This window comes from Halorubellus litoreus, from assembly GCF_055378595.1.
In genome coordinates this window covers 1,345,194-1,366,180 of sequence record NZ_AP043836.1, presented here as the reverse complement: position 1 = coordinate 1,366,180, position 20,987 = coordinate 1,345,194, and the positions used below count along the sequence as shown (strand labels likewise).

The following is a 20,987-nucleotide window of genomic DNA, read 5'->3' as shown; positions in this document are numbered from 1 at the left end:
CCGCTTTTGCGGAGTACCGGGGAGGTATGACGAGACGATTGCGGGTATGACCCCGTGGCGCGTGGCTTCGGGTACGAATGGCGACGGACGTCGAGGAGTGGAAGGCCGAGGTGTACGGGACGGACATCCGCGAGCACGTCGAGCGCTTCGCCGAGGAGGGTTGGGCGTCGATTCCGGAGGACGAGCGCGACGCGTGGTTCGAGCGCTTCAAGTGGTACGGCTTGTACCACCAGCGCGCGGGCCAGGAGTCGTACTTCATGATGCGCATCGGGACGCCGAACGGCATCCTCGAACCCGGCCAGCTCCGCGTCGTCGGCGAGGTCGCGGAGGAGTACGCGACCGGTCCGGTGGAGAATCCCGAGTTCGGCGCGTCGTGGTGCGACTTCACGACTCGGCAGGCGATCCAGTTGCACTGGATCAAGGTCGAGGACATCGTCGAGGTCTGGGACGCTCTCGAGGGCGCGGGCCTGTCGACGGTGCAGGCGTGCGGTGACTCGTGGCGGAACATCGTCGGCTGTCCGGTCGCGGGGAAGGACGAGCACGAGCACGTCGACGCGCTCGAGACGGTGTACGCGTTCCAGGACGAGTTCAAGGAGAACGACCGCTACGAGAACCTCCCGCGGAAGTGGAAGGTCGCCGTCACGGGCTGCCGCGAGGGCTGCGGGCAGGGCGAGATCAACGACCTCGCGTTCGAGCCCGCGACGAAAGAGGGCGTGAAGGGGTACAACGTCCGCGTCGGCGGCGGGCTCGCGCGGAACGAGCCGCGGCTCGCGCGCGACATCGACGTGTTCGTGCCCCACGAGCGGGCGGCGGCGGTCGCGGACGCGGTGTCGGCGCTGTTCGAGGAGTACGGGAACCGCGAGGACCGGTACTCGGCGCGCATCAAGTTCCTCGTCGACGAGTGGGGCGCCGAGAAGCTCCGGAAGGTGCTCCAGGAGGAGTTCGTGGACTTCGAACTCCAGTCCGCGGGCGAGGACTTCCGCGACGAATACAGCTATAACGCGGGGCGCGAGGGCGACGGGCACGACGACCACGTCGGCGTCCACCCGCAGGCGGACGGGAAGAACTACGTCGGCCTGAACGTTCTCGTCGGCCGGATGGGGACCGAAGACGTCCTCGAGCTCGCGGACCTCGCCGAGGAGTACGGTTCGGGCGAGCTCCGGCTCACGCAGCGCCAGAACGTCGTCGTCACGGACGTCCCCGACGAGAACGTCGACGACCTCCTCGCAGAGCCGCTGCTCGAGGATTACTCGCCGAACCCCGGCCCGTTCATGCGGGGTTCTATCGCCTGTACGGGCACGGAGTTCTGCTCGCTCTCGATCGTGGAGACGAAGAACCGCATGGTCCGCTACGCCAGACACCTTCGCGACACGGTCGAGTTGCCCGAGGAGGTCGAGGACTTCCACGTCCACCTGTCGGGGTGCACGGCGTCGTGCGCGCAACCGCAGATCGCGGACGTCTCGCTGCGCGGGATGAAGACGCGGAAGGACGGCGAGCCCGTGGAGGCGTTCGACCTCGGGCTCGGCGGTGGGCTCGGTGAGAACCCGCGGTTCGCGGACTGGGTCGGCGAACGCATCCCCGCGGACGAGGTCCCCGGTGCGATCGCGAACCTCGTCGAGACGTACAAAACGGAGCGCGAGGGCACGGAGACGTTCCGTGACTTCGTCGAGCGCCACGACGAGGACGAACTCGAGGAACTCGTCGAACCCGAGGAGACGAGTTACGAGGATCACTTCATGCACAACACGAAGCGCACGTGGTACCCGTACGCGGAGGACGACGAGATGGCGGCGTCGCCCGCGCCGACGGACGGCGACGGCGTGCCGCTGGACGCGGCGGCCGAGGACGACTCGGCGCCCGCGGACGACTGATGACGGGAGTCACGTCGGCGCCCGCGCTCGTGGAGGTGCGCTGATGGTCGGACGACTGATGAAGGTGAACGCGTACACGACGCTCGACCTCGTCGACGCTCGCGTCCGTACCGCGGACGACGAGACGACCGGGCTCGGCGTGGCGAACGCGACGAGCGCGCGCGAGAACCCCGAGCACGTCCGACTCCAGTTCGAAGCGGACGACCAACCTGACGGGGTCGCCGCGCACGTCGACGAACTCGAGCTGTCGCCCGAGCAGGCTCGCGAACTCGCCGCGGACCTGGAGTCGCACGCGGCGAAGGTCGAGGCGGCGGCGCAGGCGAACGACGAGGACTGACCGCGCCGACCTCTACGTTTTTGTGTCGTCGGTTCGACCGGGTGGAGCGTGCTGGACGTCGAAGAGGCACGCGCGTGGCTCGGCAGGACCGCGGCGGTGGTCGCGGTGGTCGCGCTCGTGCTCTTGGCTCTCCTGGCGGTGCTCGCGTCGGTCACGACGCCCGTTCAGCACTGTCCGCCGCTCGGGAACGGCGGCGCGCAGCGCCTCGGCGAGCCCGTGGACGCGGTCGCAAACGGATCCGAGGCGGTCTCGGTCGTCCGCGAGCACCTCGCGGACCGGCGCCTGGCGACGACGAGCGAACCAGCGTCGACTTCGACGACGGCGGGGACCGAGCGCACCGATGCCTCGACATCGACGATGGCTACGACGACCGTACTGGACGTCGGTGGGCACTTCCGCGGGAGCGAGCAGGTTCACGGGGACGTCGCTCCGAACGGGGAGACCCCCGTGCACTTCCACGTGCACGTCGACGCCGGGCCGTCGACCATCGGGTACGTGGTCACCGCGGACGGCGACCTCTATCGCATCATCTACGGCGATTGCTGACGCGTACGTGGAAGAACGGGACCGCGGTCAGTCGCCGTGCACGAGGTCGGTGACGTCGTCGGAGAACTGTGGGCGGAGCGTGAGGCGGGCGTCGCAGCGCGGGCAGTGGACGGCGACGCCGTAGCTCCGCTGGCGCTGCTGCCAGTCGCCGTCGGCGGGGGCTTCGCGGTCGCAGTCGGGACAGAACAGCGTCGCCTTCGGTGGCGTCGCTGGAGGCGGTTCGTGGCTCTCGCGTCGCTGGAGGGACTCCTCTGCGGTCATGAACGAGGGTAGTGGCTGGAGGCGTAAATACTTCCTCTGAGCCTGTTTCACCATACCAAGCGTCCGGTTCTCGCGTGCGAAGCCCTCTCTAGCGACGGCGGTGCTGGCGTCGGATTCGGGGGACGCGCGTGCGGCGAGCGCGCTGGCTACCCGAGGGAGACGTCGAGGTAGAGCATGACGACGACGCCGACCATGAGGCCGAGGGTGGCGACGCGTTCGTGGCCGCCCTGGTGGGTCTCGGGGACGATCTCGTCGCTGATGACGAACAGCATCGCGCCGGCGGCGAACCCCATCGCGTACGGGAGGAGGGGGGCGACGAGTGTGACGGCGAGTGCGCCGAGGACGCACAGCGGTATCTCGACGACCCCGGAGCGGACGCCGGTGAAGACGGCGTACGCGCGTTTGTCGAACCCGGCGTTGATGGCGGCGACGGAGACGGCGAGGCCTTCGGGGACGTTCTGGATGCCGATGGCGAGCATGAGCGCGAGCGCGTCCGCGAGCGCTGCGGTGCTCTCGGCGCCGGTGGCGTTCGCGGCGTTCCCGAACCCGACGCCGACCGCCAGTCCCTCGGGCATGTTGTGGAGAGTGATTGCGAGGATGAACAGGACGACGCCGGCGACTTTCGACTCGTCGACGGGGCTGTCGGCGGCGTCGTACCCGACGTCGTCGCGGCGCTTCCCCGTGAGGAGGTAGTGCGCGTGCGGGACGAACCGGTCGGCCTGGTCGAGGAACGCAGCGCCGAGGAGGACGCCGAACAGGACGGGGAGGGGGTCGCCGCCGGCGGCGTCGATCCCGGGGAGGATGAGGCTCGTGAACGCGGCGGCGAGCATCACGCCCGCGGCGAACCCGAGCGCGCCGTCGAGCGCGCGCTCGCTCGGGTCCTTCACGAACAGGACGAGCGACGCACCGAGGAGGTTCAGGCCCGCGATGACGAATCCGCCGACGAGCGCCTGCACGAGCACGTTGTCGCCGACGAGATTCACGAAGAAATCGGTGGCCGCAGTCATTCGTCCGGCCGGACGCCCGCACGCGACTTGAAGCTATGGCACCGGCGACCCGGTCGTCACCCGTCGGTGACGGTTATCGTGAACGACTCTTCGACCTCCTCGTCGTCGCCGCCGGCGGCCGCGACGCCGTACTCGCACTGGCCTGGTGACGCGTCCGGTGCGACGTCGACGGGAACGGTGACGGTGACGTCGCGTCGTCGCTTCCACGTCCAGATCTGGGGGTAGGAGTCCATCACGCCCGCGGTTGGTTCGGGGTCGAGTCGGGCGTCGTTCAGGCGCAGTTCGACGCCGGCCGTCTCGTGACAGTACGCGGTGAACTGACAGCGCCGAATCGCGGTCGTCCGGACGACCAGCGTCGCGCTGTCCCCTGGTTCGAGCGTCGGCTCGTCCCCTTCGACGGCGAGCGATTCGGTCGTCGACCGAGCGGGAGCACCGGTCCAGCCGAGACACCCGGCGGTCGCCCCGACTGCCAGGGCGCTCGACCCAGCGAGGAACGCACGACGGTCCATACGCCACGTAGCGAGGCTGCTTTCAAGAGTTCACCTCTGGCTGAAACGACCGTTTTCCCCACCACCGGCCGGACCGGACGACCAAAGTCCCTCGGACCTGTGTCAAGCCGCGTCGTCGAGCCGTCGGACCTCCTCGTCCGTGAGGTCGATGGCGCTCGCGGCGACGTTCTCCTCCAGGTGCTCGATGCTGGACGTGCCCGGAATCGGGAGCGTGACGTCGCTGGTGTGCAGGAGCCAGGCGAGCGCGATCTGCTCGCGCGAGGCGTCGTGTGCGTCGGCGATCTCGTCCACTGCGTCGTCGTCGTCGAGGTCGCCGGCGGCGAGCGGGTACCACGGGATGAACCCGGCGTCGTTGTCCTCGCACCATTCGAGGACGTCGCGCTCCTCGCGATAGCTGAGGTTGAAGCGATTTTGCACCGTGGCGACGTCGACGACGTCGCTCGCGCGCTCTAACTGCTCCACGGAGTAGTTCGAGACGCCGACGTGCTCGATGACGCCCTCGTCTTGCAACTCGGCGAGCGCGTGCAGGGAGTCCTCGACGTCGACGTCGGGGTCGGGGCGGTGGTGCTGGTAGAGGTCGATGCAGTCGACGCCGAGGCGGTCGAGGCTCGCGAAGTGCGCGTTCTTCAGGTAGTCCGGGTCGCCCATCGGCTTCCACTCGCCGTCGCGGTTCCGGAGCAGGCCGCCCTTGGTGGCGACGAACACGTCCGGGTCGTCGTACGGATGCAGCGCTTCGCGGATGAGGCGCTCGCTGACGCCCGGGCCGTACGAGTCCGCGGTGTCGACGAAGTCGACGCCGACCTCGGTCGCGCGGTGGAGGACGTCGCGCGCGGCCTCCTCGTCCTCGGGCGGCCCCGTGATGCCCTCGCCGCAGAGCCGCATCGCGCCGAACCCGAGCCGGTGTACCTCGTCTGTCCCGCCGATGGCGAACGTGTCGGAGTGGTTCTCGACCATACCACGAGTGTCGGCCGCCGCGGCCGTATGGCTTCGTGAAGCCGGACGCGTTCGCCGGAACCGCCGCCAGGCCGGCGTCGAGGCGGTGCCGCGAGCCGAGAGGCCTTGAGTCGCGAGCGAGTACGGGAATACATGAGTGGTTGGTCCGAGTCCGACGTGCCGGATTGCAGCGAGATGACGGTGGTCGTGACGGGCGCGAACAGCGGTATCGGTCGCGAGGCGACGCGGGTCCTCGCGGCGCGCGGCGCGACCGTGGTGATGGCGGTCCGGAGCACGGACCGCGGCCGTGACGCCGCCGAGTCCATCCGCGACGAGATCGCCGGGCGCGGCACGGCGACGCCGGGGAAGCTGGACGTCCGCGAGTGCGACCTCGCGGACCTCGACTCCGTTCGGTCGTTCGCCGAGCGCGTCCGCGAGGACTACGACGCGCTCGACGTCCTCGCGAACAACGCGGGCGTGATGGCCATCCCGTACAGCGAGACCGCCCAGGGGTTCGAGAAACAGTTCGGCGTGAATCACGTCGGGCACTTCGCGCTCACCGAGCATCTCCTGCCCGCGCTCGCGGCGAGCGACGGCGAGGCGCGCGTGGTCACGCAGTCAAGTGGGCTGCACGAGCGCGGTGACGTCGACTTCGAGCGCATCCGTCCCCGGAGCGCGGACCCGGTGGACGAGCCCGAGCGCGGGTACGACGAGTGGGCGGCGTACGCGCAGAGCAAGCTCGCGAACGTCCTGTTCGCGCGCGAGCTCGACGCGCGGCTCGACGACGCGGGCGTCGAGGACGTGACGAGCGCGGCGGTGCATCCCGGGTACGCGGCGACGAACCTCCAGAAGCGCGGCCCCGAGCAGCGCGGGTCCGTGCTCCGGAAGTACATGATGGAGGCCGCGAACGCGGTGTTCGCGCAGTCCGCGGCCGACGGCGCGCTCCCTTTGCTGTACGCCGCGACCGCGCCCGACGTCGCCGGTGGCGCGTACTACGGCCCCGGCGGGTTCATGAACATGCGCGGCAGCCCGGAGCGCCAGGAGCCGAGCGCTCGCGCGCTCGACGACGACCTCGCGCGCCGGCTCTGGGAGGCGAGCGAGGAACACACGGACATCGAGTACGAGTTCGACGCGCTCGCGGCCTGAGGCGTCACCGGTCGCCGCCGACCACGACTACTCGCCGGCGGCGCAGTTGTTCGGGCCGAGCTCGAGCTCGAACGCCTCGCTGTCGTCGACGTCCTCGCGGCCGAGGTTCGCGGCGATGATGGTCTCGTAGTTGTTCGGCCGCGGCGGCATGCCGTCGAGGATGGCGTCCACGAAGTCCTCGCGGTCGCGCCGGAACGCGGGCAGGCGCTTGCGGAGTTCGCCGAGCGTCGCGGCGTACGTGCCGTCGTCGCGCGGACTTGCGGTCTCGCTCGTGTGCCCCGGCGCGACGAGGACGTCGTCGTCGAACTCGGCGATGTCCTCGATGGTGTCGTATAGCTGGCTCGCGGCGTCTCTCGCGCCCTCGTCGCCTTCTTCGAGATCGGGGCGGGCGACGCTATCGGTGAATATCGTGTCGCCGGTGAGGAGGACGTCGCCGATGCGGAATCCGAGCATCTCGGTCGTATGGCCAGGGAGTGCGACCGCCTCGACGGCGACGTCGCCCACGTGAAGTTCGTCGCCGGCGTCGACGTAGTCCGCGTCGCCTTCGTACCCGCGCTCGGCCGCACCCCGTGGGACGAGCGCTGTGGCGTCGGTGGCGTCGGCGACCGCGGTGACGCCGGAGACGTGGTCCGCGTGCACGTGCGTGTCAACGGCGTGCACGAGCGAGGCGTCCTGGTCGTCGGCCGCGGCCGCGTACTCGTTCGCGAACGCACGCAGCGGGTCGACGACCATCGCCTCGCCGTTCGAGACGATCATGTACGCGAGACACCCCGAGCTGGGGCGGACGAACTGGCGGACGACGGCCTCGTCGGGGAGGAACTCGCTCGCGAGCGGTGTGGACTCGTAGAGGCCCGCCCAGCCGCGCATCCCGTCGTCGAGCGCGACGATGTCGTAGCCCTCGCGCGTGAGGAACTCCGCGACGTACAGGCTCGAGATGCCCTTCGCGCAGCACGTCACCATCGGCGCGTCGTACGACTCCGGGAGCGCTTCGAGGAGCGCCTTGGGGACGCCGCCCGCGGGGTCGTCGCCGTCCATGAACGCCGTGAACGGGACGTTGATTGCGGTGACGTTCTCGCCGTCGATGTGCCAGGACTCGTAGTCGTCCGGGCGGCGGGTGTCGAGGACGACGACGTGCTCGTCTCGGTCGACTCGCGCCTTGAGTTCGGCGGCGCTGACGAGCGGGACGGTGGCGTCGAGGTCGGGGAACTGACCGGACATATCTGGGGGAACGCGACCGAGACGGAAAAGTGCGGTGCGTACACATCTGGGTCCCGGTCGTGGGTGAGTGCGACCGCTGGCTACAGCGAGCCGCGGAGGACCTTCGCGGCGGTGAGGATGGGGTCCCAGACCGGGGAGAACGGTGGGGCGTACGCGAGGTCGGTGCGTTCGAGGTCGCCGACGGTCGTCTCGGCTTCGAGCGCGGTGGCGACGGTGTCGATTCGGACGGCGGCGCGGTCGGTGCCGGCGATGGCGCCGCCGAGGAGGCGTTCGCTGTCGCGGTCGGCGACGAGCGTGACCGTGGTCTCGGCGGCGCCCGGGTAGTACCCCGAGCGCGAGCGGGTCGTGATGGTCTCTTTCACGGGGTCGAACCCGTACGAGCGGGCTTCGTCGAGGTCGGTGATGCCGGAGCGGCCGACCTCCATGTCGAACGCTTTCGTGACGGCGGTGCCGGCGATCGACCCGACGGGTTCGCGGTCGGCTGGGGAGACGCCCCCGTGCCCGCTCCCGTCGCCGTTGTCGCCGGCGTCGTGGTCGGTGCGGGCGACGGTGGTGCCGACGGCGCGGCCGGCGCGGTTCGCGGTGAGGCCGAGGGGCACCCACGTCGACTCGCCGGTGACGGCGTGAGTCATCTCGGCGCAGTCGCCGGCGGCGTACACGCCGTCGACGTTCGTCGCGCCGAAGTCGTCGACTGCGACCGCGCCGCTCTCGCCGAGCGCGACGGGCGTGTCTTCGAGAAGGTGCGTGTTCGGCCGGACGCCGATGCCGACGAGCGCGAGCTCGCACTCGAGGGTCGTCCCGCCGGCGCATTCGAGCCCGGCGACGCGACCGTCGCCCGTCGAGGCTCCTGTATCGTCGACGAGGCGTGCGACCTCGGTGTCGAGGTGGAGGGTGACGCCGTGGTCCCGAAGGGTCTCCTCGACGCGTTCGGCGATGGGATCGCCGAAGGACTCGAGGACGTGACTGGGGCGCTGGAAGAGGTGGACGTCGAGGTCGTGCGCGCTGAACGCTTCGGCCATCTCCACGCCGACGTACCCGCCGCCGACGATGGCGACGGTCTCGGGTGGTTCGAGCGCGCCGCAGCGTTCGACGCGCTCCCGGTCGACGTATTCCTCGCCACCGACCGCGGCGAGGTGGTCGGCGTCGGGGTCCATGAGGAGCGCTCTCGTCGCGGCGGCGTTGTCGAGGCCGTGCATCGGGAGCGCGGCGTCGAGTTCGTGACCCTCGATGGGGCTGGTGACGGCGTGCGCGCCCGTCGCGACCAGCAGGTCGCTGTACGGTTGCTCGAACTGGCCGTCGGGACCGTCGACGCCGACGGTCCGCGCGTCGGTGTTCACGCCAGTGACCTCGTGTTCGCGCCGCAGGTCCACGCCCCGTTCTTCGACCTCGTCGGGCGATAGCGACAGGAGGTCGTCGAGCGTCTCGACGACGCCTTCGACGAAGTACGGCGTCCCGCAGTGCGCGTACGATATCCAGCGTCCCTTCTCGAACACGACGACGTCGCGCTCGGGCGCCTCGCGTTTGGCCTTGCTCGCGGCACTCAGTCCTGCGGCGTCTCCGCCGACGACGACGAACGGGTCCGGCATACCACACGCGTCGCTCGCCATCGTGAATACGTTATCCCCGGAATCGCCCGCCGCGTGCACGACCGCGGGTCGCTGTCGGCGGATCTCCCAAGCGTGAAGCGTCCGCTCCACGACACCGACGGTATGCGCGGTCTCAGACCGATGCTGTTCGGTATCGCGATGACGCTCTCGAGTGGGTTCGTCGTGGTCCACGACCTCGTCTGGTACGGCCGGTACAGCCGCGAGTACGGCCCGTTCACCGGGCTGGCGTACCTGGGCGTCGTCCTCGGGTTCGCGGTCGTCGCCGCCGGCTTCCTTTACGGCGTCGCGACGAGTCCTGCCGCGGGGCGGACCGAGCGCGGGGAGGACTGAGGTCGACGACGAGGCCGCTTCAGACGACGGCGTCGCTTGCGTCGACGGGCGTCACGGAGTAGTCGACGGTCGTGGTGCCCTTGGTCGCGCGGACCTTCCCGACGAACGCGGAGATCTCCTCGAGGCTGCCTTCGAGGACGAACAGCTCCATGCACTGGTGGTCGCCGACGTGATTGTGGAAGTTCGACTTCACGAGGCCCTCGTACTCGTGGCGGAGGTTCATCATGCGTTGCTCGGCGTTCGTGGTCTCGAAGTCGAAGAGGACGGTGATGACGCCGATGAGCTGGCGGTCCTCGAGTTGCTTGTCCTCGAACTCGCCGAGCAGGTTCCGCGCGCCTTCGCGGAGGACCTCCGACCGCCCGGTGTAGCCGTGTTCGTCGGCGAACTCGTCGATTCTGTCGAGCAGTTCCTGGGGCATCGAGACGCTCGCAACCGTCATGATACTAACGTAGACGGTCTCAGTTAATAAGGATTGGTAATCCGTGGGGTTCGTCGGTCGACGAGGCGGCGGCCGGTTCGAGTCGCTTCAGGCGGTCCCGGAGCCGTCACCGGGTTCGTCGGTCCGCTCGTCGCTCAGCCAGCCCGCGCCGAAGGCGAGGACGCCGACGACGGCGGCGGCCGCGACCGCGGTCGTCGTCTCGAGCGACACGACGTCGACGTAGACGAACGCGCCGACGCCGACGAGCGCGAGGCCGAACGCGCCGACCGCGTCGACCGCCCAGCGCGCCGGGCCGGCGAGCTCCTCGACGAGGAGCGCGACGGCGACGAACGCGAGGATGCCGGCGAGCGCGCCGGCGCCGACGCCGACGATGCCCGCGCCGATGTCCGCTGTGGGCGCGAGTGCTTCGATGACCGCGACGGCGACGACGCCGAACGCGACCACGGCCGAACCTGCAGCGACGAGGAGACGGTGGAGTATCATACCTCTCTAGACGCGTCCAGCGCACACATACTCGGAGTATGGGTCTCAGGGGGTGAGAAACGCGGTCGGGCGCTGGCGTCCGGACGTTGGTGGCGACGATGCCGACGGTGGCGACGATGCCGACGGTGCCGACGTGGTCACAGCGAGACGACGTCGCCGACGGCGGGTGCGCTGGCGTCGTAGCCGTCGTCGCGGAGGTCGGCGGCGAAGCGCTCGCAGTCGTCGCCGTGGTTCACGAGCACCTCGCTGTCGCGGTACGCGTCAAGGAACTCGCGGACGCCGGCTTCGTCGGCGTGCGCGGAGAAGTCGTACTGCTCGACGCGCGCGCTGACGGGCAGCCGGCGGCCGTCGAACTCGGCGCTCCCGGTCTCCAGCAGTTCCCGGCCGGGCGTGCCTTCGACCTGGTAGCCCGTCATCGCGACCAGGTTCGTCGGGTTCGGCGCGACCTCGGGGACGTACGTCATCGCTGGGCCGCCCGAGAGCATCCCGCTCGTCGTGACGATGGCGGCCTTCTGCTCGCAGATGCGCTTGCGTTGCCCGTCCCGACCGGTGACGAACCGGGCGTGGCTCGTCGCGCGCTGGAGGGCGTCCGCGTCCCGGACGAAGCCGGGGTGGTGGCCGAGCATCCGCGTCACGTCCTTCCCCATGCCGTCGACGTAGCACGGGACGTCGTGCGCGTCGCACACGAGCAGCATCTCCTGGGTGCGGCCGATGGCGAACGCGGGGACGACGACGGTGCCGCCCTCCCAGAGGGTCTCCTCGACGCGCTCGACGAACCGGCGTTCGACCTCGGCTCGCGGGTCGTGCTCGACGCCGTAGTACGTGGATTCGCAGAGGACGACGTCCGCGTCCGGGCGCGCGGTCGTCCCGGGGACGAGACGTTGCGAGTCGACGTGGAAGTCGCCCGTGTACAGGAAGCGTGTCTCGCCGTCGTCGATCAAGACGTGCGCGCTCCCGGGGATGTGGCCGGCGTCGAACAGGGTCACCTCGTATCCGGCGGCCTCGAAGGGCTCGCGGTAGCCGTGCGTCTCGGATACTTGCGTGAGTCGCTGGACGTCCGTCTCCGTGAACGGACACTGGAGGGTGCCGCCGTGGAGTTTCAGGGTGTCGCGAGCGAGCGTGAGAGCCAGTTCTCGCGTGGGGGGCGTCCAGTGCACGGGCGGCCGGGCTTTCCCGGAGAGCAGCGCGGGGACCGCGCCCGCGTGGTCGAGGTGGCCGTGCGAGACGACGACGGCGTCCGGGTCCGGCGTGTCGACCGGCGTCTGCATCGGCGTCCCCGTCAGGAGCCCGAAGTCGAGGAGGAGCGAGTCGTCGACGAGGATGGCACTCCGGCCGACTTCGCGGGCACCACCGAGGAAGCGAACGTCCATGCTGCGTTACCCGAGGGAAGTCACCGAAGCCACTTGCGTTCGTCGTTCGGCGAGTCGTCGCGAGCTAATCCGCGTTCGCGTCCGGGAACGCGCTCGGGTCGGTGGTGACGGGCGTCGGGCCGTCGTCGCCGACGCCGGTGGTGACGATGAGGCGCATCCCGCGACGGACGCTCATGTCTATCTCGTGCACTTGATCCTCGGGGAGGAGGACGAGGCGGCCGGCGGTCGGGTTCGGGCTGTTCGGGAGGAAGACGTTGTAGACGTCCTCGCCGGCGAACTCCTCGACCGAACTCGGACTCTCGCCGGTGACGAGGCCGATCGAGTACACGCCCTCGCGCGGGTACTCGACGAGGACGACGCTCTCGTAGGCGGTTTTTCGTTCGACCAGCGAGTCCGCGACCTGCCGGATGTTCAGGTAGATGGTGGAGAACAGCGGGATGACGTTCACGATGCGGCCGACGTTCCCGAACAGGTGCCGGCCGATGCTCTTCTTCGCGAGGTAGCCCAGGAGCGTGATGCTCGCAACGATGATGGCGGCGGCCAGCAGTTGCGCGGCGACCCTGTCGTTGGCGGTGTACCGCGTGAGTTCCGTCCCGGCGACGAACGGGTCGACGAACTGGAGCGACCAGTTCACGAGGAGCCGAAGGACGTACAGCGTGAGCGCCAGCGGCGCGATGAGTATCATGCCGGAGACGAAACTGCTCTTCAGTGCGTCGGTGACTCGCATACCGACGTATCGGGGTGGACGTGGATAGGGATGCTGGCGTCGCGCCGCCGGGGCGAGGGCCGGCCCACTTTCAAGCGGGCGCCGAGCAACGTGGTGGTATGAACGCAGTCTCGACGCTCGTCCCGTCGTTGCTCGCCGTCGCCGTGCTCGTCGTCGTCAGCGCGTTATTCTCCAGTAGCGAGTCCGCGTTGTTCTCGCTCACCGACGACTGGGTGACGGGGCTCGCCGCCGACGGCGAATCGACCGACGAACGCACGCTGCGAGCGCTCCTCGACGACCCGCATCGACTCCTCGTCACGATACTCGTCGGGAACAACGTCGTGAACGTCGCCATCTCCAGCATCGTCACGCTCCTCGTCGCCGAGTTCGTGCCCTCGGGGCTCGCGGTCGTCGTCGCGACGCTCGCCGCGACCGTCCTCGTCCTCGTGTTCGGCGAGATAGTCCCGAAGGCGTACGGGCTCGGGCACGCCGAACAGTGGAGTCTCCGCGTCGCCCGCCCGCTCTCGCTCGTCGAACGCGCGCTCGGCCCGGTCGTGACGGTGTTCGACGAGAGCACGCGCCGGCTGACGGGCTTCGTCGGCGGCGACCAGCGCATCGAGGAGCCGTACCTCGACGAGTGAGACGACTCGGTCTCGTCGGTCGACGAGCGAGAACCGCGGCGTCGTCGGTCGAGGCGTCGCTAGTTCAGCGTCCAGAACCCGACCGTGAGGTACGTCGCGAACAGCACCCACGCGAGGTAGGGAAGCATGAGCGCGGTCGCGCGGCGGTCGACGCGGTCGAACAGCGCCATCGTGGCGAGGATGGCGACGTCGAGTGCGAGGATGACCGCGAGCCCCGCGGCGGGCGACTGTGCGCCGAAGAACGCGAACGACCAGGAGACGTTCAGCGCGAGCTGGACGCCGAACGCGGCGAGTGCGCGCGTCCGCATCGGGTGGTCGCGTCGACGGTAGACGAGGTACGCGGCGGCGCCGATGGCGGCGAACAGGGCGGTCCAAACCGGCCCGAACACCCACGATGGTGGCGTCAGCGGCGGCGCGGCGAGCGTCGGGTACCAGGACGCGACGTCGCCCGCGGTGAACGCCGCGGGGAGCCCGCCCGCGAGGTTCGTCGCGACGATGGCGGCGAGGAGCCCGGGGACGTCCCCTCGGTCGAGGTCGTCACCGACGGGTGCGTCGACGGACGGCGTGCCCATACCGATTTACACGCGTTCCTTCCGGATAAAACGACCGTGCAAGCGGTGCGGGGACGGACGGCCGTCGGACTGGTCCCCTCGGGGCCGTTCACCCGGCGACCGGGGTTCGCGCTCGTCGAGTCGATGGAATTACTGTCGCCGGCACCCTGGCTGCTGGCGTGTACCAGGGGTCGCGTCGCGCGGTCGTGAATCCGGTGAGTGGCAGCGGCGACCACGCGGAGTACGTCGAGCGCCTGCTCGTCGGGCGCGGGTTCGAGGTCGAACGCACCGGGGGCGAGGGCGACGCTGTCGCGTTCGGGCGGGACGCGGTCGCGGACGGCGTCTCGGAGGTCTGCGTCTGCGGCGGCGACGGCACCATCAACGAGGTCGTGCGAGGGCTCGCGGACGCGGGCGGACTCGGGGACGTGACGCTCTCGGTCGTCCCGGTCGGGACCGCGAACCTCCTCGCGGGCAACATCGGAGTCCCGGACATCCGTACCGGCGTCGAGGTGGCGGACACCGGCGACGTCCGGCGGGTCGACGTCGGGTTCGCGGACGGCGAGCCGTTCCTCGTCTCCACCATCGCGGGGTTCCCGGCGGACGCGAGCCTGTCCGCGAGCAGCGACCTGAAGGCGCGCCTCGGCCCGCTCGCGTTCGTCGTCACGGGCGCGCAGGAGGCGATCGAGTGGAACGGTATCGACATCGAACTGGAGGCGGACACCGACGCGGGGACCGAGGCGTGGACGGGCGAGGCGCTGTGCTTGCTCGTCGGGAACGCGCGCCGGTTCGTCGCCGAGGGCGGACAGGGAGACATGGAGGACGGCCTGTTCGACGTGGCGGTCGTCGAGCAGATGCCGGCGGCGAACGCGGTGGCCGAGGCGCTCGGTCAGCGACTGCTCGGGCAGGACACGCCTGGCGTGACGCACCTGCAGGCGAGCAACCTCAACGTCACCGCCGACAACCCGATCCGGTTCAGTCGCGACGGCGAGCTCGCCGAGCACGACGGTCTGGACCTGTCGGTCCGCGAGGGCGCGCTCGACCTCCGCGTCGGCGACGCCTACGACCCCGACCCGGTCTGAGGGCGGGGTCGAGCGACGAGAGCGGGCTCGTTCACCCGCTGGTGGTCTATCCGAGGAGGTACTTCAGCCAGGAGTTGTTCTGGACGACGTCGAGTCGCTCGATGCGTGCGTCGAGCCCGAGGATGCGGCCGGCGCCGAACGCGCCGAGCCCGAACAGGAGCACGGCGTACACGATGTGGTCGTCGACGACCCAGCCGTGCGCCAGCGGCAGCCCGGCCATGAGGCCGCCTTCGAGCGCTGCGGCCCAGTAGAACAGCATCATGATGGCGCCCCAGAACGCGCTGAATCGGACGAACGCACCGAGGATGAGCGCAGCCCCGGCGAGTGTCAGGCCCCACATGTTCAGCATGTCGATGAGGGGGCTGCCTGCCATGTCCATCCAGAGTCCGCCGAAGGGGTTGCCTTCGGGGACGGCGTTCTGGAGGAAGCCCGCGGCCGTCCAGTCGTTCGCGGGGTCCCCGTCGAGGTACGTGACGAGTTTCGTCACGCCACCCTGGAACAGCACCCAGCCCATCACAACCCGCATGAGGAACATCGAGTACCCGACCCAGTGCTCCGAGTATTCGAACGTGACGCCGCGACCGAAGATCTCCGTCTCGAGTCTGTCTTGCGTTGCCATGCATGTGGCCTGTCACCAACCAACGGTATAATTGATGCAGTTCTTTCATATCTGCCGGAGCGGCGTTAGAACCGTCTTAACCGGACGAAATGGGCCCTGAAGGCGAATACAACTGCGACGCGGAGCTGTCGTACCGAACGAGTTAGGACACCGAACAGGTTAGGCTGGTTCGGCCGTGGATCACGCCGTCCGGCGGCTGGTTCGGGCGTGGGGGACGCCTGCTGGTTCACGCCACGCTACCGGTACGGGTCCTTCCCGACGTCCGGTGGGCGGCGGATGGTGAACTGCGCGTACCGGTTGCCGTACGCGAGCGCGAGCGACCCGACCCACCAGTTCCAGCGTTCGACGGCGTCCGTGCAGTCGTCGGGCGCGTCCGAGAGGTGGTCGACGATGACGTCCGCGGTCAGGTCGCAGCCGGCGTCCTCGCGATAGTATCCGCTGTCCCGGAGGTCGACGGCCTGGCGAACGACCACGCGAGACTCGCCGCCGTACTCGCGTTCCAGTTCGAGCTCCAATCGACCCGGCTTCACGATACCAGATACGAGCGCGGCCCCCATACGTGCGTCGGCCCACGGACTCTCCGAGCATCCGGCGGCCGCCAGGCCGTCGGTTCGGGTGGAACCGACTCACCGAGCGTCCGGGGGCTTCTCGACTCTCCTAGCGTCCGGCGGCCGCCAGGCCGCCGGTTCGGGTGGAACTGACTCACCGAGCGTCCGGGGGCCTCTCGACTCTCCGAGCATCCGGCGGCCGCCAGGCCGCCGGTTCGGGTGGAACCGACTCACCGAGCGTCCGGGGGCTTCTCGACTCTCCCAGCGTCCGGGGGCCGCCAGGCCGCCGGTTCCGTTGCGGTCGCTGTGCGGTGGCGGTGGGGGTGCGACGGCGGTGGTCGCAGTTGCGGTGCGGAATCGCTGCGGGAGCGGGCGTTGCGCGGTTGTTCGCGTTGATGTGGCCGTGAGCTGGGTTTCGATGGTGTTTTTTACGCGCTCCGTCTGAGTCCTTCTATGCCTAGTTTCAACGTCGTGGTTGGCGACCCCGAGTCGGGGCTCGCGCACCAGCTCGAGGTCGATGGACAGGATGCGAACCGTTTCGTCGGGAAGACGATCGGTGACGAGGTCGACGGCGGCGCTCTCGGACTCGACGGGTACACGCTCGAGATCACGGGCGGGAGCGACGAGGCTGGTCGCCCGATGAGCGGCGACGTCGCGGGCCCGAACCTCAAGGAGGTCCTGATGAAGGAGGATGGCGTCGGCTACAATCAGGACCGCGACGGGAAGCGAAAGCGCCTCACCGTCCGCGGGAGCGAGATCAGTGACGCGGTCGTCCAGATCAACGTCACCGTCGCCGAAGCCGGCGAGGAGTCCGTCGAGTCCCTTCTCGGGCTCGAGGACGACGAAGACGAAGCGGACGAGTAACGCCGTTCCCGGAGTCGGTGCGTCGTAGGTTTCCTGAGGGCGTCGCCCTCGGCGCGCATCGGACTCCTGCTTCTCGAACTCGATAGCGGCGCGTCCGGCGTGGTCGTTGCGACCCGACGAGCGCTGTCGTCGCGTCGTCGTCTCGGCGGCGAGTACGGTCGGAATCGGGCGTGTGCGTGTTCTCGGAGTTGATTCGTCGGGAGCGACGGGTTTAGGCGTCGCCGTCACGCAGAGGTCGTATGGCCGACCGCGTTTCTTCGGATGCCGTGCCGACGGTGCGAGCGACGCTCGTGAAGCACGGTGCGATGGATCGGTTGCGGGTGGAGATACCCGCGGACGAGATGGATCGGTTCCCTGCTGGGGAGGTCGTGCGGGTGGTCGTCGACGGCGACACGCGTCACGCGGAGATCAAGCGGCATCTCACGGACGACACGTACCTGCTCGCTGGTGCGTTCGACACGCCCGACGAGGCGCGCGACCGCTCCGGCGAGGACCGCCTGGCGGCGTGGTGCGAGGACGTGAACCGCCAGCCGGGCGGGTCCGTGCTCGTGGACGTCGTCGAGGAGGGATTCCTGTACGGGCTGCGTGCGCCCGGTGAGAAGTCGTTCTACACGGCGCACGAGGCGCCCGACGAGAGTCTCGCGGACATCGCGGAGCAGGTCGAACGCGGCGAGTGATGGTCGTTCGAGCGGTCAGGATCGAGCGCCGTCGACGAGCGCGTCGGGCGACTGGGGTCGCCACTCGGGGAGTGGGTCGAGTCGAGTAGAAGAGGGTGTGCTAGAGGCGAGGGAGGAACGAGTACAGCAGGAAGCCGAAGGCGAGGTGCTGGACCATCGTGCGTTCGACGGTCTCGCGGACCTCGCGTTCGCCGTCGATGGAGTACTCCTTCGTCCGCACCTTCTTGTGCATCTTCAGGATGTCCTCCTCCTCGAGCTGGTGGAGGCTCGGGTACACCGTTCCGGGGCTGAGTTGTGCGTCGAACAGCCGCGTGAGGTCGGAGATGAGTTCCTTCCCGTGGGTCTCGCCGCGGAGCGAGATGAGCATCAGGAGGATCTCGTCCAGGTTCTCCTTGACGATGTCCTCCTCGAAGTCGACGTCGTCGGTCGGGAGTGCCGCCCGGACGTCGTCGAGCATTTCGTCGAGCTCGCGCTCGACGGTCTTGTCGTCCGCCTTCGGCGTCGACCCGATGAGCAACTCCACCTCGTTGCTCTCGTCGGTGTCGTTCGTTGCCGATGCGGTCAACTCGTTGAACACGCTTTGTGCGTTGTCGGATTCCTCGTACATCAGTCGTCACCTTCCCTCCGAACCGGCCTCCCCCTGAGACACGACCCACGTACCCACGTAGCGTGTCAAGAGACCGTTCCAGAGTACACTCGTACATTGTAGCTATCCCACATAAGTGGTGTGGCCGTTATATGGTAAGTGACAGGTTTATTCCGGCGGCTCCGAGCGTAGACTAACTGTCTCGAATATGGTCTAATCGTCTTCTATATGGGGTATATGGTGGGTTCTGTGGAATCGAGACCCGACTCAGAAACTAAAAACGAATAGTTAGTGTATACGTAATCTGTCTTAACCTCGTGCGTGAGCGTGAATCACAAGCAGGAGATGGGTGCGAGCCAGAACCACGCCCACGCGAGCTCGCTCACGCCCGCGAGCGCACGAGCGACGACTCAATCGTCGCCGATCGCTTCGATGACCTCCTTGCGCGCACTCCGATCACCGAGTTGCTTGTCCACGCGCCGCTCCGCGAGCCGCGCGAGCATCAGGTGCTCCTCGAGGTCGTCCCCCGCGATCTTCGCGACGTACTTCAGCGACCGCGCGTGCGTCCCGAACGGCGTCCCAGAGAGCGTCTCGAGGGGATACTCGAGCGTCGCCGGCTCGTCGTACTTCTTGTTGTGGATCTCCGAGAGCGACAGTCCGCGGATGTACCGGATCATCTCCTCGCGGACCTCGCTCGATATCCACCCGAGGCGCTCGTAGTACCGCAGACAGTTCAGCGCGCCACTCGTCCCGAACGTCTCGCCGAGATACCGAGCCCACTGCATCGTCGTCTCCATCCGGTCCGCGGACTGCGATATCGAACCGAGATACGGTTTCTCGCGCTCCATCCTTGCACGAACACACCACCGCCGTCCACTTCAAGCGTCGCGTGAAATCGAGACCTGAGTCGTCCCCCGGGGAACCGTCGCCGGAAGGCGGTTAGACCGTGATGAGGGCGTCGACGACCATGCGCGTCACGACCGCGGTGAGCGCGCCCGTCCACGTCAGCATCACGAAGTGCACGTACCCACTCACCTGGTGACCGCGGTCACTCACGCGCACCATCACGGACGACAGGAGCGCGTTCAGGAGGACCGTCAGGAGCAGGAGGAACTCGATGACCTGGAGGTCGTATCCCTCGACGTTGATGAGGAAACTCATCCGACCGAGGTCACCCATCTCGTCCATGATGGTGATCATCATCTCGACGGTCTCCAGTCCGACGAAGAACGCGAACACCGACGCCGCCGTCAACCCGTAGAGGACGCCGATGAGCGTCGTCGTCGCCTGCTTGCGTTGCTCGCGGACCTTCATGACCTCGCTGTGGTTCCGCGAGATGACCTGCCCGAGGTGCTTCGGTTCGCCACCCATCCGACGCCCCTCGACGTACATGTCACCGAACTTCTGGATGAGGAACGACCCGGTCTCGGCGGCGAACAGATGCCACGAGCGCGTGGTGTCGATGCGCATGTGCAGGCGCTTGTAGAGGTTGTCGATGTTCTCCGTGAGCGCCCCGAAGTCCTTTTTCCGGAGCGATTCGAGGACGCTCCCCGTCGAGGACTGCTTGACGGACTCGACCGCGCCGAGCGCGCGCACGAAACTCGGGAACTCCTCGTCGCGAACCTGCACGCGCCGTTCCTCGCGCCGAACGCTCCACCCGGGGATGATGAGTGGCGTCACCGGGAGCGCGACCATCACCGGCAACGGCAGGACGTCCGTCGAGACCGGCGCGTACCCGAGGAGGACGACGCCGACCGCCGCCGCCAGCACGATAGACAGCCCGATACCGAGCGCGAGCCGCGCCTTCACGTACCCGAGCGGGTACGTCAACGACTCCGGTTCGCGGTACCACAGCGGGTCGTTCGGTGAGATGGTGTGGACCGCGTACACGAACCCGGCCTGGACGATGACGAACAGCCCGATGACGGCGCCGACCGCTATCGTCGGGTCGATGCCGACGATGACCGGGATGACGATCGCGAACACGAGGACGAACGCGGTCGACAGCATCATCGACAGGTACAGCTCCTTCATCACGTCGAGCTTGTTCAGGTCCGCCTCGTACCGGATGACGAACTGCTGGATGATGGAGTCCTGTTCGTCCATCAGGAACTCGCTTATCTGCTGGCCGCTCCCGACCGTGTACGCGAGGCGTTCGAGGAAGTCGCTGAGGAGGTCGGAGTTCACCTGGTTCGCGCGCATCCGGCACGCGTCGTCGAGACTCTGATTCCACGTGTCGACGAGCGCGACCAGGTGCCCCATCTCGTCGGCGAGCGCCTGGTACTCCTCCTCGCCCGCCAAGGTACGGAAGATCTGGACGCGATTGATGTTCGTCATCGACAGGACCGTGATGTGCGTGAGGAACAGGTGGAACCGCTGCCGTATCTGTTTGCGACTCCGGTCCTGGACGGCTTTCGGGTAGAGGAGTGCGGCGAACACCGCGAACACGCCGAGGCCGACGAGTGGTCCGGCGACCGTGAGCGGGAGCGAGACGATGAGCGCCGCCGCGATCGACCCGACGGCGAACAGGACGGACGGCAGCACGACCACGAGCAGGTACGTCCGCATCGGCATGTCCATCCGCCGGTAGGACTGCTGGAGGTCCTCGAGGACCGTTCGGATGGATATCTCGCTGTCCGGTTGTGCTGCCGTCGACATG

General features: G+C 68.5%; 25 protein-coding genes. 9 read left to right on the top strand and 16 right to left on the bottom strand.

Annotated elements, in window-relative coordinates; translation table 11 throughout:
• Positions 1 to 77: 77 nt before the first annotated feature.
• The 3 genes from ACZ48X_RS11070 to ACZ48X_RS11060 are packed head-to-tail and all read left to right on the top strand — an operon-like array spanning position 78 to position 2,754.
• Positions 78 to 1,871: a nitrite/sulfite reductase gene (locus ACZ48X_RS11070; RefSeq protein ID WP_336351095.1), complete on the top strand. Its 1,794-nt coding sequence runs from the start codon at positions 78 to 80 to the stop codon at positions 1,869 to 1,871.
• A gap of 43 nt (positions 1,872 to 1,914) precedes the next feature.
• On the top strand, positions 1,915 to 2,208 hold the full coding sequence (locus tag ACZ48X_RS11065) for a DUF6360 family protein (protein ID WP_336351094.1): 294 nt from the start codon (positions 1,915 to 1,917) through the stop codon (positions 2,206 to 2,208).
• 48 nt (positions 2,209 to 2,256) lie between these two features.
• Complete coding sequence (locus tag ACZ48X_RS11060; protein ID WP_336351093.1) at positions 2,257 to 2,754, top strand: hypothetical protein; 498 nt, start codon at positions 2,257 to 2,259, stop codon at positions 2,752 to 2,754.
• A 27-nt stretch (positions 2,755 to 2,781) separates the two neighbouring features.
• Here the strand turns inward: ACZ48X_RS11060 and ACZ48X_RS11055 are convergent, their stop codons facing one another.
• The 4 genes from ACZ48X_RS11055 to ACZ48X_RS11040 form a co-directional block, all read right to left on the bottom strand.
• A complete protein-coding gene (locus tag ACZ48X_RS11055) occupies positions 2,782 to 3,015 on the bottom strand; it encodes a DUF8106 domain-containing protein (protein ID WP_336351092.1) in 234 nt (77 codons plus the stop codon).
• Positions 3,016 to 3,161: 146 nt separating this feature from the next.
• Positions 3,162 to 4,022 carry a ZIP family metal transporter gene (locus ACZ48X_RS11050; RefSeq protein ID WP_336351091.1) on the bottom strand — a complete coding sequence of 287 codons (861 nt, stop codon included), beginning with the start codon at positions 4,020 to 4,022 and terminating at the stop codon, positions 3,162 to 3,164.
• A 56-nt stretch (positions 4,023 to 4,078) separates the two neighbouring features.
• Positions 4,079 to 4,531 (bottom strand): hypothetical protein, encoded by a 453-nt coding sequence (locus tag ACZ48X_RS11045; protein ID WP_336351090.1) that lies wholly within the window; start codon positions 4,529 to 4,531, stop codon positions 4,079 to 4,081.
• Between the two features lie 102 nt (positions 4,532 to 4,633).
• On the bottom strand, positions 4,634 to 5,485 hold the full coding sequence (locus ACZ48X_RS11040; protein ID WP_336351089.1) for an aldo/keto reductase: 852 nt from the start codon (positions 5,483 to 5,485) through the stop codon (positions 4,634 to 4,636).
• Between the two features lie 132 nt (positions 5,486 to 5,617).
• Between ACZ48X_RS11040 and ACZ48X_RS11035 the strand changes: the two genes are divergently transcribed.
• Positions 5,618 to 6,610: an oxidoreductase gene (locus tag ACZ48X_RS11035; RefSeq protein WP_336351088.1), complete on the top strand. Its 993-nt coding sequence runs from the start codon at positions 5,618 to 5,620 to the stop codon at positions 6,608 to 6,610.
• Between the two features lie 27 nt (positions 6,611 to 6,637).
• On the opposite strand, the gene ACZ48X_RS11030 is transcribed toward ACZ48X_RS11035, so the two are convergent.
• Entirely contained in the window at positions 6,638 to 7,828 is a 1,191-nt protein-coding gene (locus tag ACZ48X_RS11030) for an MBL fold metallo-hydrolase (RefSeq protein ID WP_336351087.1), read from the bottom strand.
• Between the two features lie 80 nt (positions 7,829 to 7,908).
• On the bottom strand, positions 7,909 to 9,414 hold the full coding sequence (locus tag ACZ48X_RS11025; RefSeq protein WP_336351086.1) for an FAD-dependent oxidoreductase: 1,506 nt from the start codon (positions 9,412 to 9,414) through the stop codon (positions 7,909 to 7,911).
• Between the two features lie 123 nt (positions 9,415 to 9,537).
• Here ACZ48X_RS11025 and ACZ48X_RS11020 point away from each other — a divergent pair, with 123 nt between their 5' ends.
• Positions 9,538 to 9,765, top strand: a complete 228-nt coding sequence (locus ACZ48X_RS11020; RefSeq protein WP_336351085.1) for a hypothetical protein — start codon at positions 9,538 to 9,540, stop codon at positions 9,763 to 9,765.
• A gap of 19 nt (positions 9,766 to 9,784) precedes the next feature.
• Here the strand turns inward: ACZ48X_RS11020 and ACZ48X_RS11015 are convergent, their stop codons facing one another.
• From ACZ48X_RS11015 to ACZ48X_RS11000, 4 genes are all read right to left on the bottom strand, one after another.
• Positions 9,785 to 10,204 carry a CopG family ribbon-helix-helix protein gene (locus ACZ48X_RS11015; protein ID WP_336351084.1) on the bottom strand — a complete coding sequence of 140 codons (420 nt, stop codon included), beginning with the start codon at positions 10,202 to 10,204 and terminating at the stop codon, positions 9,785 to 9,787.
• An 87-nt stretch (positions 10,205 to 10,291) separates the two neighbouring features.
• Positions 10,292 to 10,687 carry a DUF8147 domain-containing protein gene (locus tag ACZ48X_RS11010; protein ID WP_336351083.1) on the bottom strand — a complete coding sequence of 132 codons (396 nt, stop codon included), beginning with the start codon at positions 10,685 to 10,687 and terminating at the stop codon, positions 10,292 to 10,294.
• A gap of 137 nt (positions 10,688 to 10,824) precedes the next feature.
• Positions 10,825 to 12,057: an MBL fold metallo-hydrolase gene (locus ACZ48X_RS11005; RefSeq protein ID WP_336351082.1), complete on the bottom strand. Its 1,233-nt coding sequence runs from the start codon at positions 12,055 to 12,057 to the stop codon at positions 10,825 to 10,827.
• A gap of 64 nt (positions 12,058 to 12,121) precedes the next feature.
• Entirely contained in the window at positions 12,122 to 12,784 is a 663-nt protein-coding gene (locus tag ACZ48X_RS11000) for a DUF502 domain-containing protein (protein WP_336351081.1), read from the bottom strand.
• Between the two features lie 98 nt (positions 12,785 to 12,882).
• Here ACZ48X_RS11000 and ACZ48X_RS10995 point away from each other — a divergent pair, with 98 nt between their 5' ends.
• Positions 12,883 to 13,404 carry a DUF21 domain-containing protein gene (locus ACZ48X_RS10995; RefSeq protein WP_336351080.1) on the top strand — a complete coding sequence of 174 codons (522 nt, stop codon included), beginning with the start codon at positions 12,883 to 12,885 and terminating at the stop codon, positions 13,402 to 13,404.
• A gap of 59 nt (positions 13,405 to 13,463) precedes the next feature.
• Here ACZ48X_RS10995 and ACZ48X_RS10990 read toward each other — a convergent pair whose 3' ends face one another.
• Positions 13,464 to 13,976, bottom strand: coding sequence for a TspO/MBR family protein (locus tag ACZ48X_RS10990; RefSeq protein WP_336351079.1), 513 nt, complete (start codon positions 13,974 to 13,976; stop codon positions 13,464 to 13,466).
• Between the two features lie 158 nt (positions 13,977 to 14,134).
• Between ACZ48X_RS10990 and ACZ48X_RS10985 the strand changes: the two genes are divergently transcribed.
• Positions 14,135 to 15,034, top strand: coding sequence for a diacylglycerol/lipid kinase family protein (locus ACZ48X_RS10985; RefSeq protein WP_336351078.1), 900 nt, complete (start codon positions 14,135 to 14,137; stop codon positions 15,032 to 15,034).
• A 46-nt stretch (positions 15,035 to 15,080) separates the two neighbouring features.
• Here ACZ48X_RS10985 and ACZ48X_RS10980 read toward each other — a convergent pair whose 3' ends face one another.
• Positions 15,081 to 15,653: a DoxX family protein gene (locus tag ACZ48X_RS10980; RefSeq protein ID WP_336351077.1), complete on the bottom strand. Its 573-nt coding sequence runs from the start codon at positions 15,651 to 15,653 to the stop codon at positions 15,081 to 15,083.
• 236 nt (positions 15,654 to 15,889) lie between these two features.
• Positions 15,890 to 16,183: a hypothetical protein gene (locus ACZ48X_RS10975; RefSeq protein ID WP_336351076.1), complete on the bottom strand. Its 294-nt coding sequence runs from the start codon at positions 16,181 to 16,183 to the stop codon at positions 15,890 to 15,892.
• A 471-nt stretch (positions 16,184 to 16,654) separates the two neighbouring features.
• Between ACZ48X_RS10975 and ACZ48X_RS10970 the strand changes: the two genes are divergently transcribed.
• Positions 16,655 to 17,065 (top strand): 30S ribosomal protein S6e, encoded by a 411-nt coding sequence (locus tag ACZ48X_RS10970; protein ID WP_336351075.1) that lies wholly within the window; start codon positions 16,655 to 16,657, stop codon positions 17,063 to 17,065.
• A 239-nt stretch (positions 17,066 to 17,304) separates the two neighbouring features.
• Positions 17,305 to 17,742 carry a DUF7112 family protein gene (locus ACZ48X_RS10965; RefSeq protein WP_336351074.1) on the top strand — a complete coding sequence of 146 codons (438 nt, stop codon included), beginning with the start codon at positions 17,305 to 17,307 and terminating at the stop codon, positions 17,740 to 17,742.
• A 100-nt stretch (positions 17,743 to 17,842) separates the two neighbouring features.
• Here the strand turns inward: ACZ48X_RS10965 and ACZ48X_RS10960 are convergent, their stop codons facing one another.
• From ACZ48X_RS10960 to flaJ, 3 genes are all read right to left on the bottom strand, one after another.
• Positions 17,843 to 18,349: a PadR family transcriptional regulator gene (locus ACZ48X_RS10960; protein WP_336351073.1), complete on the bottom strand. Its 507-nt coding sequence runs from the start codon at positions 18,347 to 18,349 to the stop codon at positions 17,843 to 17,845.
• A gap of 389 nt (positions 18,350 to 18,738) precedes the next feature.
• Positions 18,739 to 19,176 (bottom strand): FlaD/FlaE family flagellar protein, encoded by a 438-nt coding sequence (locus tag ACZ48X_RS10955; RefSeq protein ID WP_336351072.1) that lies wholly within the window; start codon positions 19,174 to 19,176, stop codon positions 18,739 to 18,741.
• A gap of 91 nt (positions 19,177 to 19,267) precedes the next feature.
• Positions 19,268 to 20,986 (bottom strand): archaellar assembly protein FlaJ, encoded by a 1,719-nt coding sequence (flaJ, locus tag ACZ48X_RS10950; protein ID WP_336351071.1) that lies wholly within the window; start codon positions 20,984 to 20,986, stop codon positions 19,268 to 19,270.
• Between the last annotated feature and the right edge of the window lies 1 nt (position 20,987).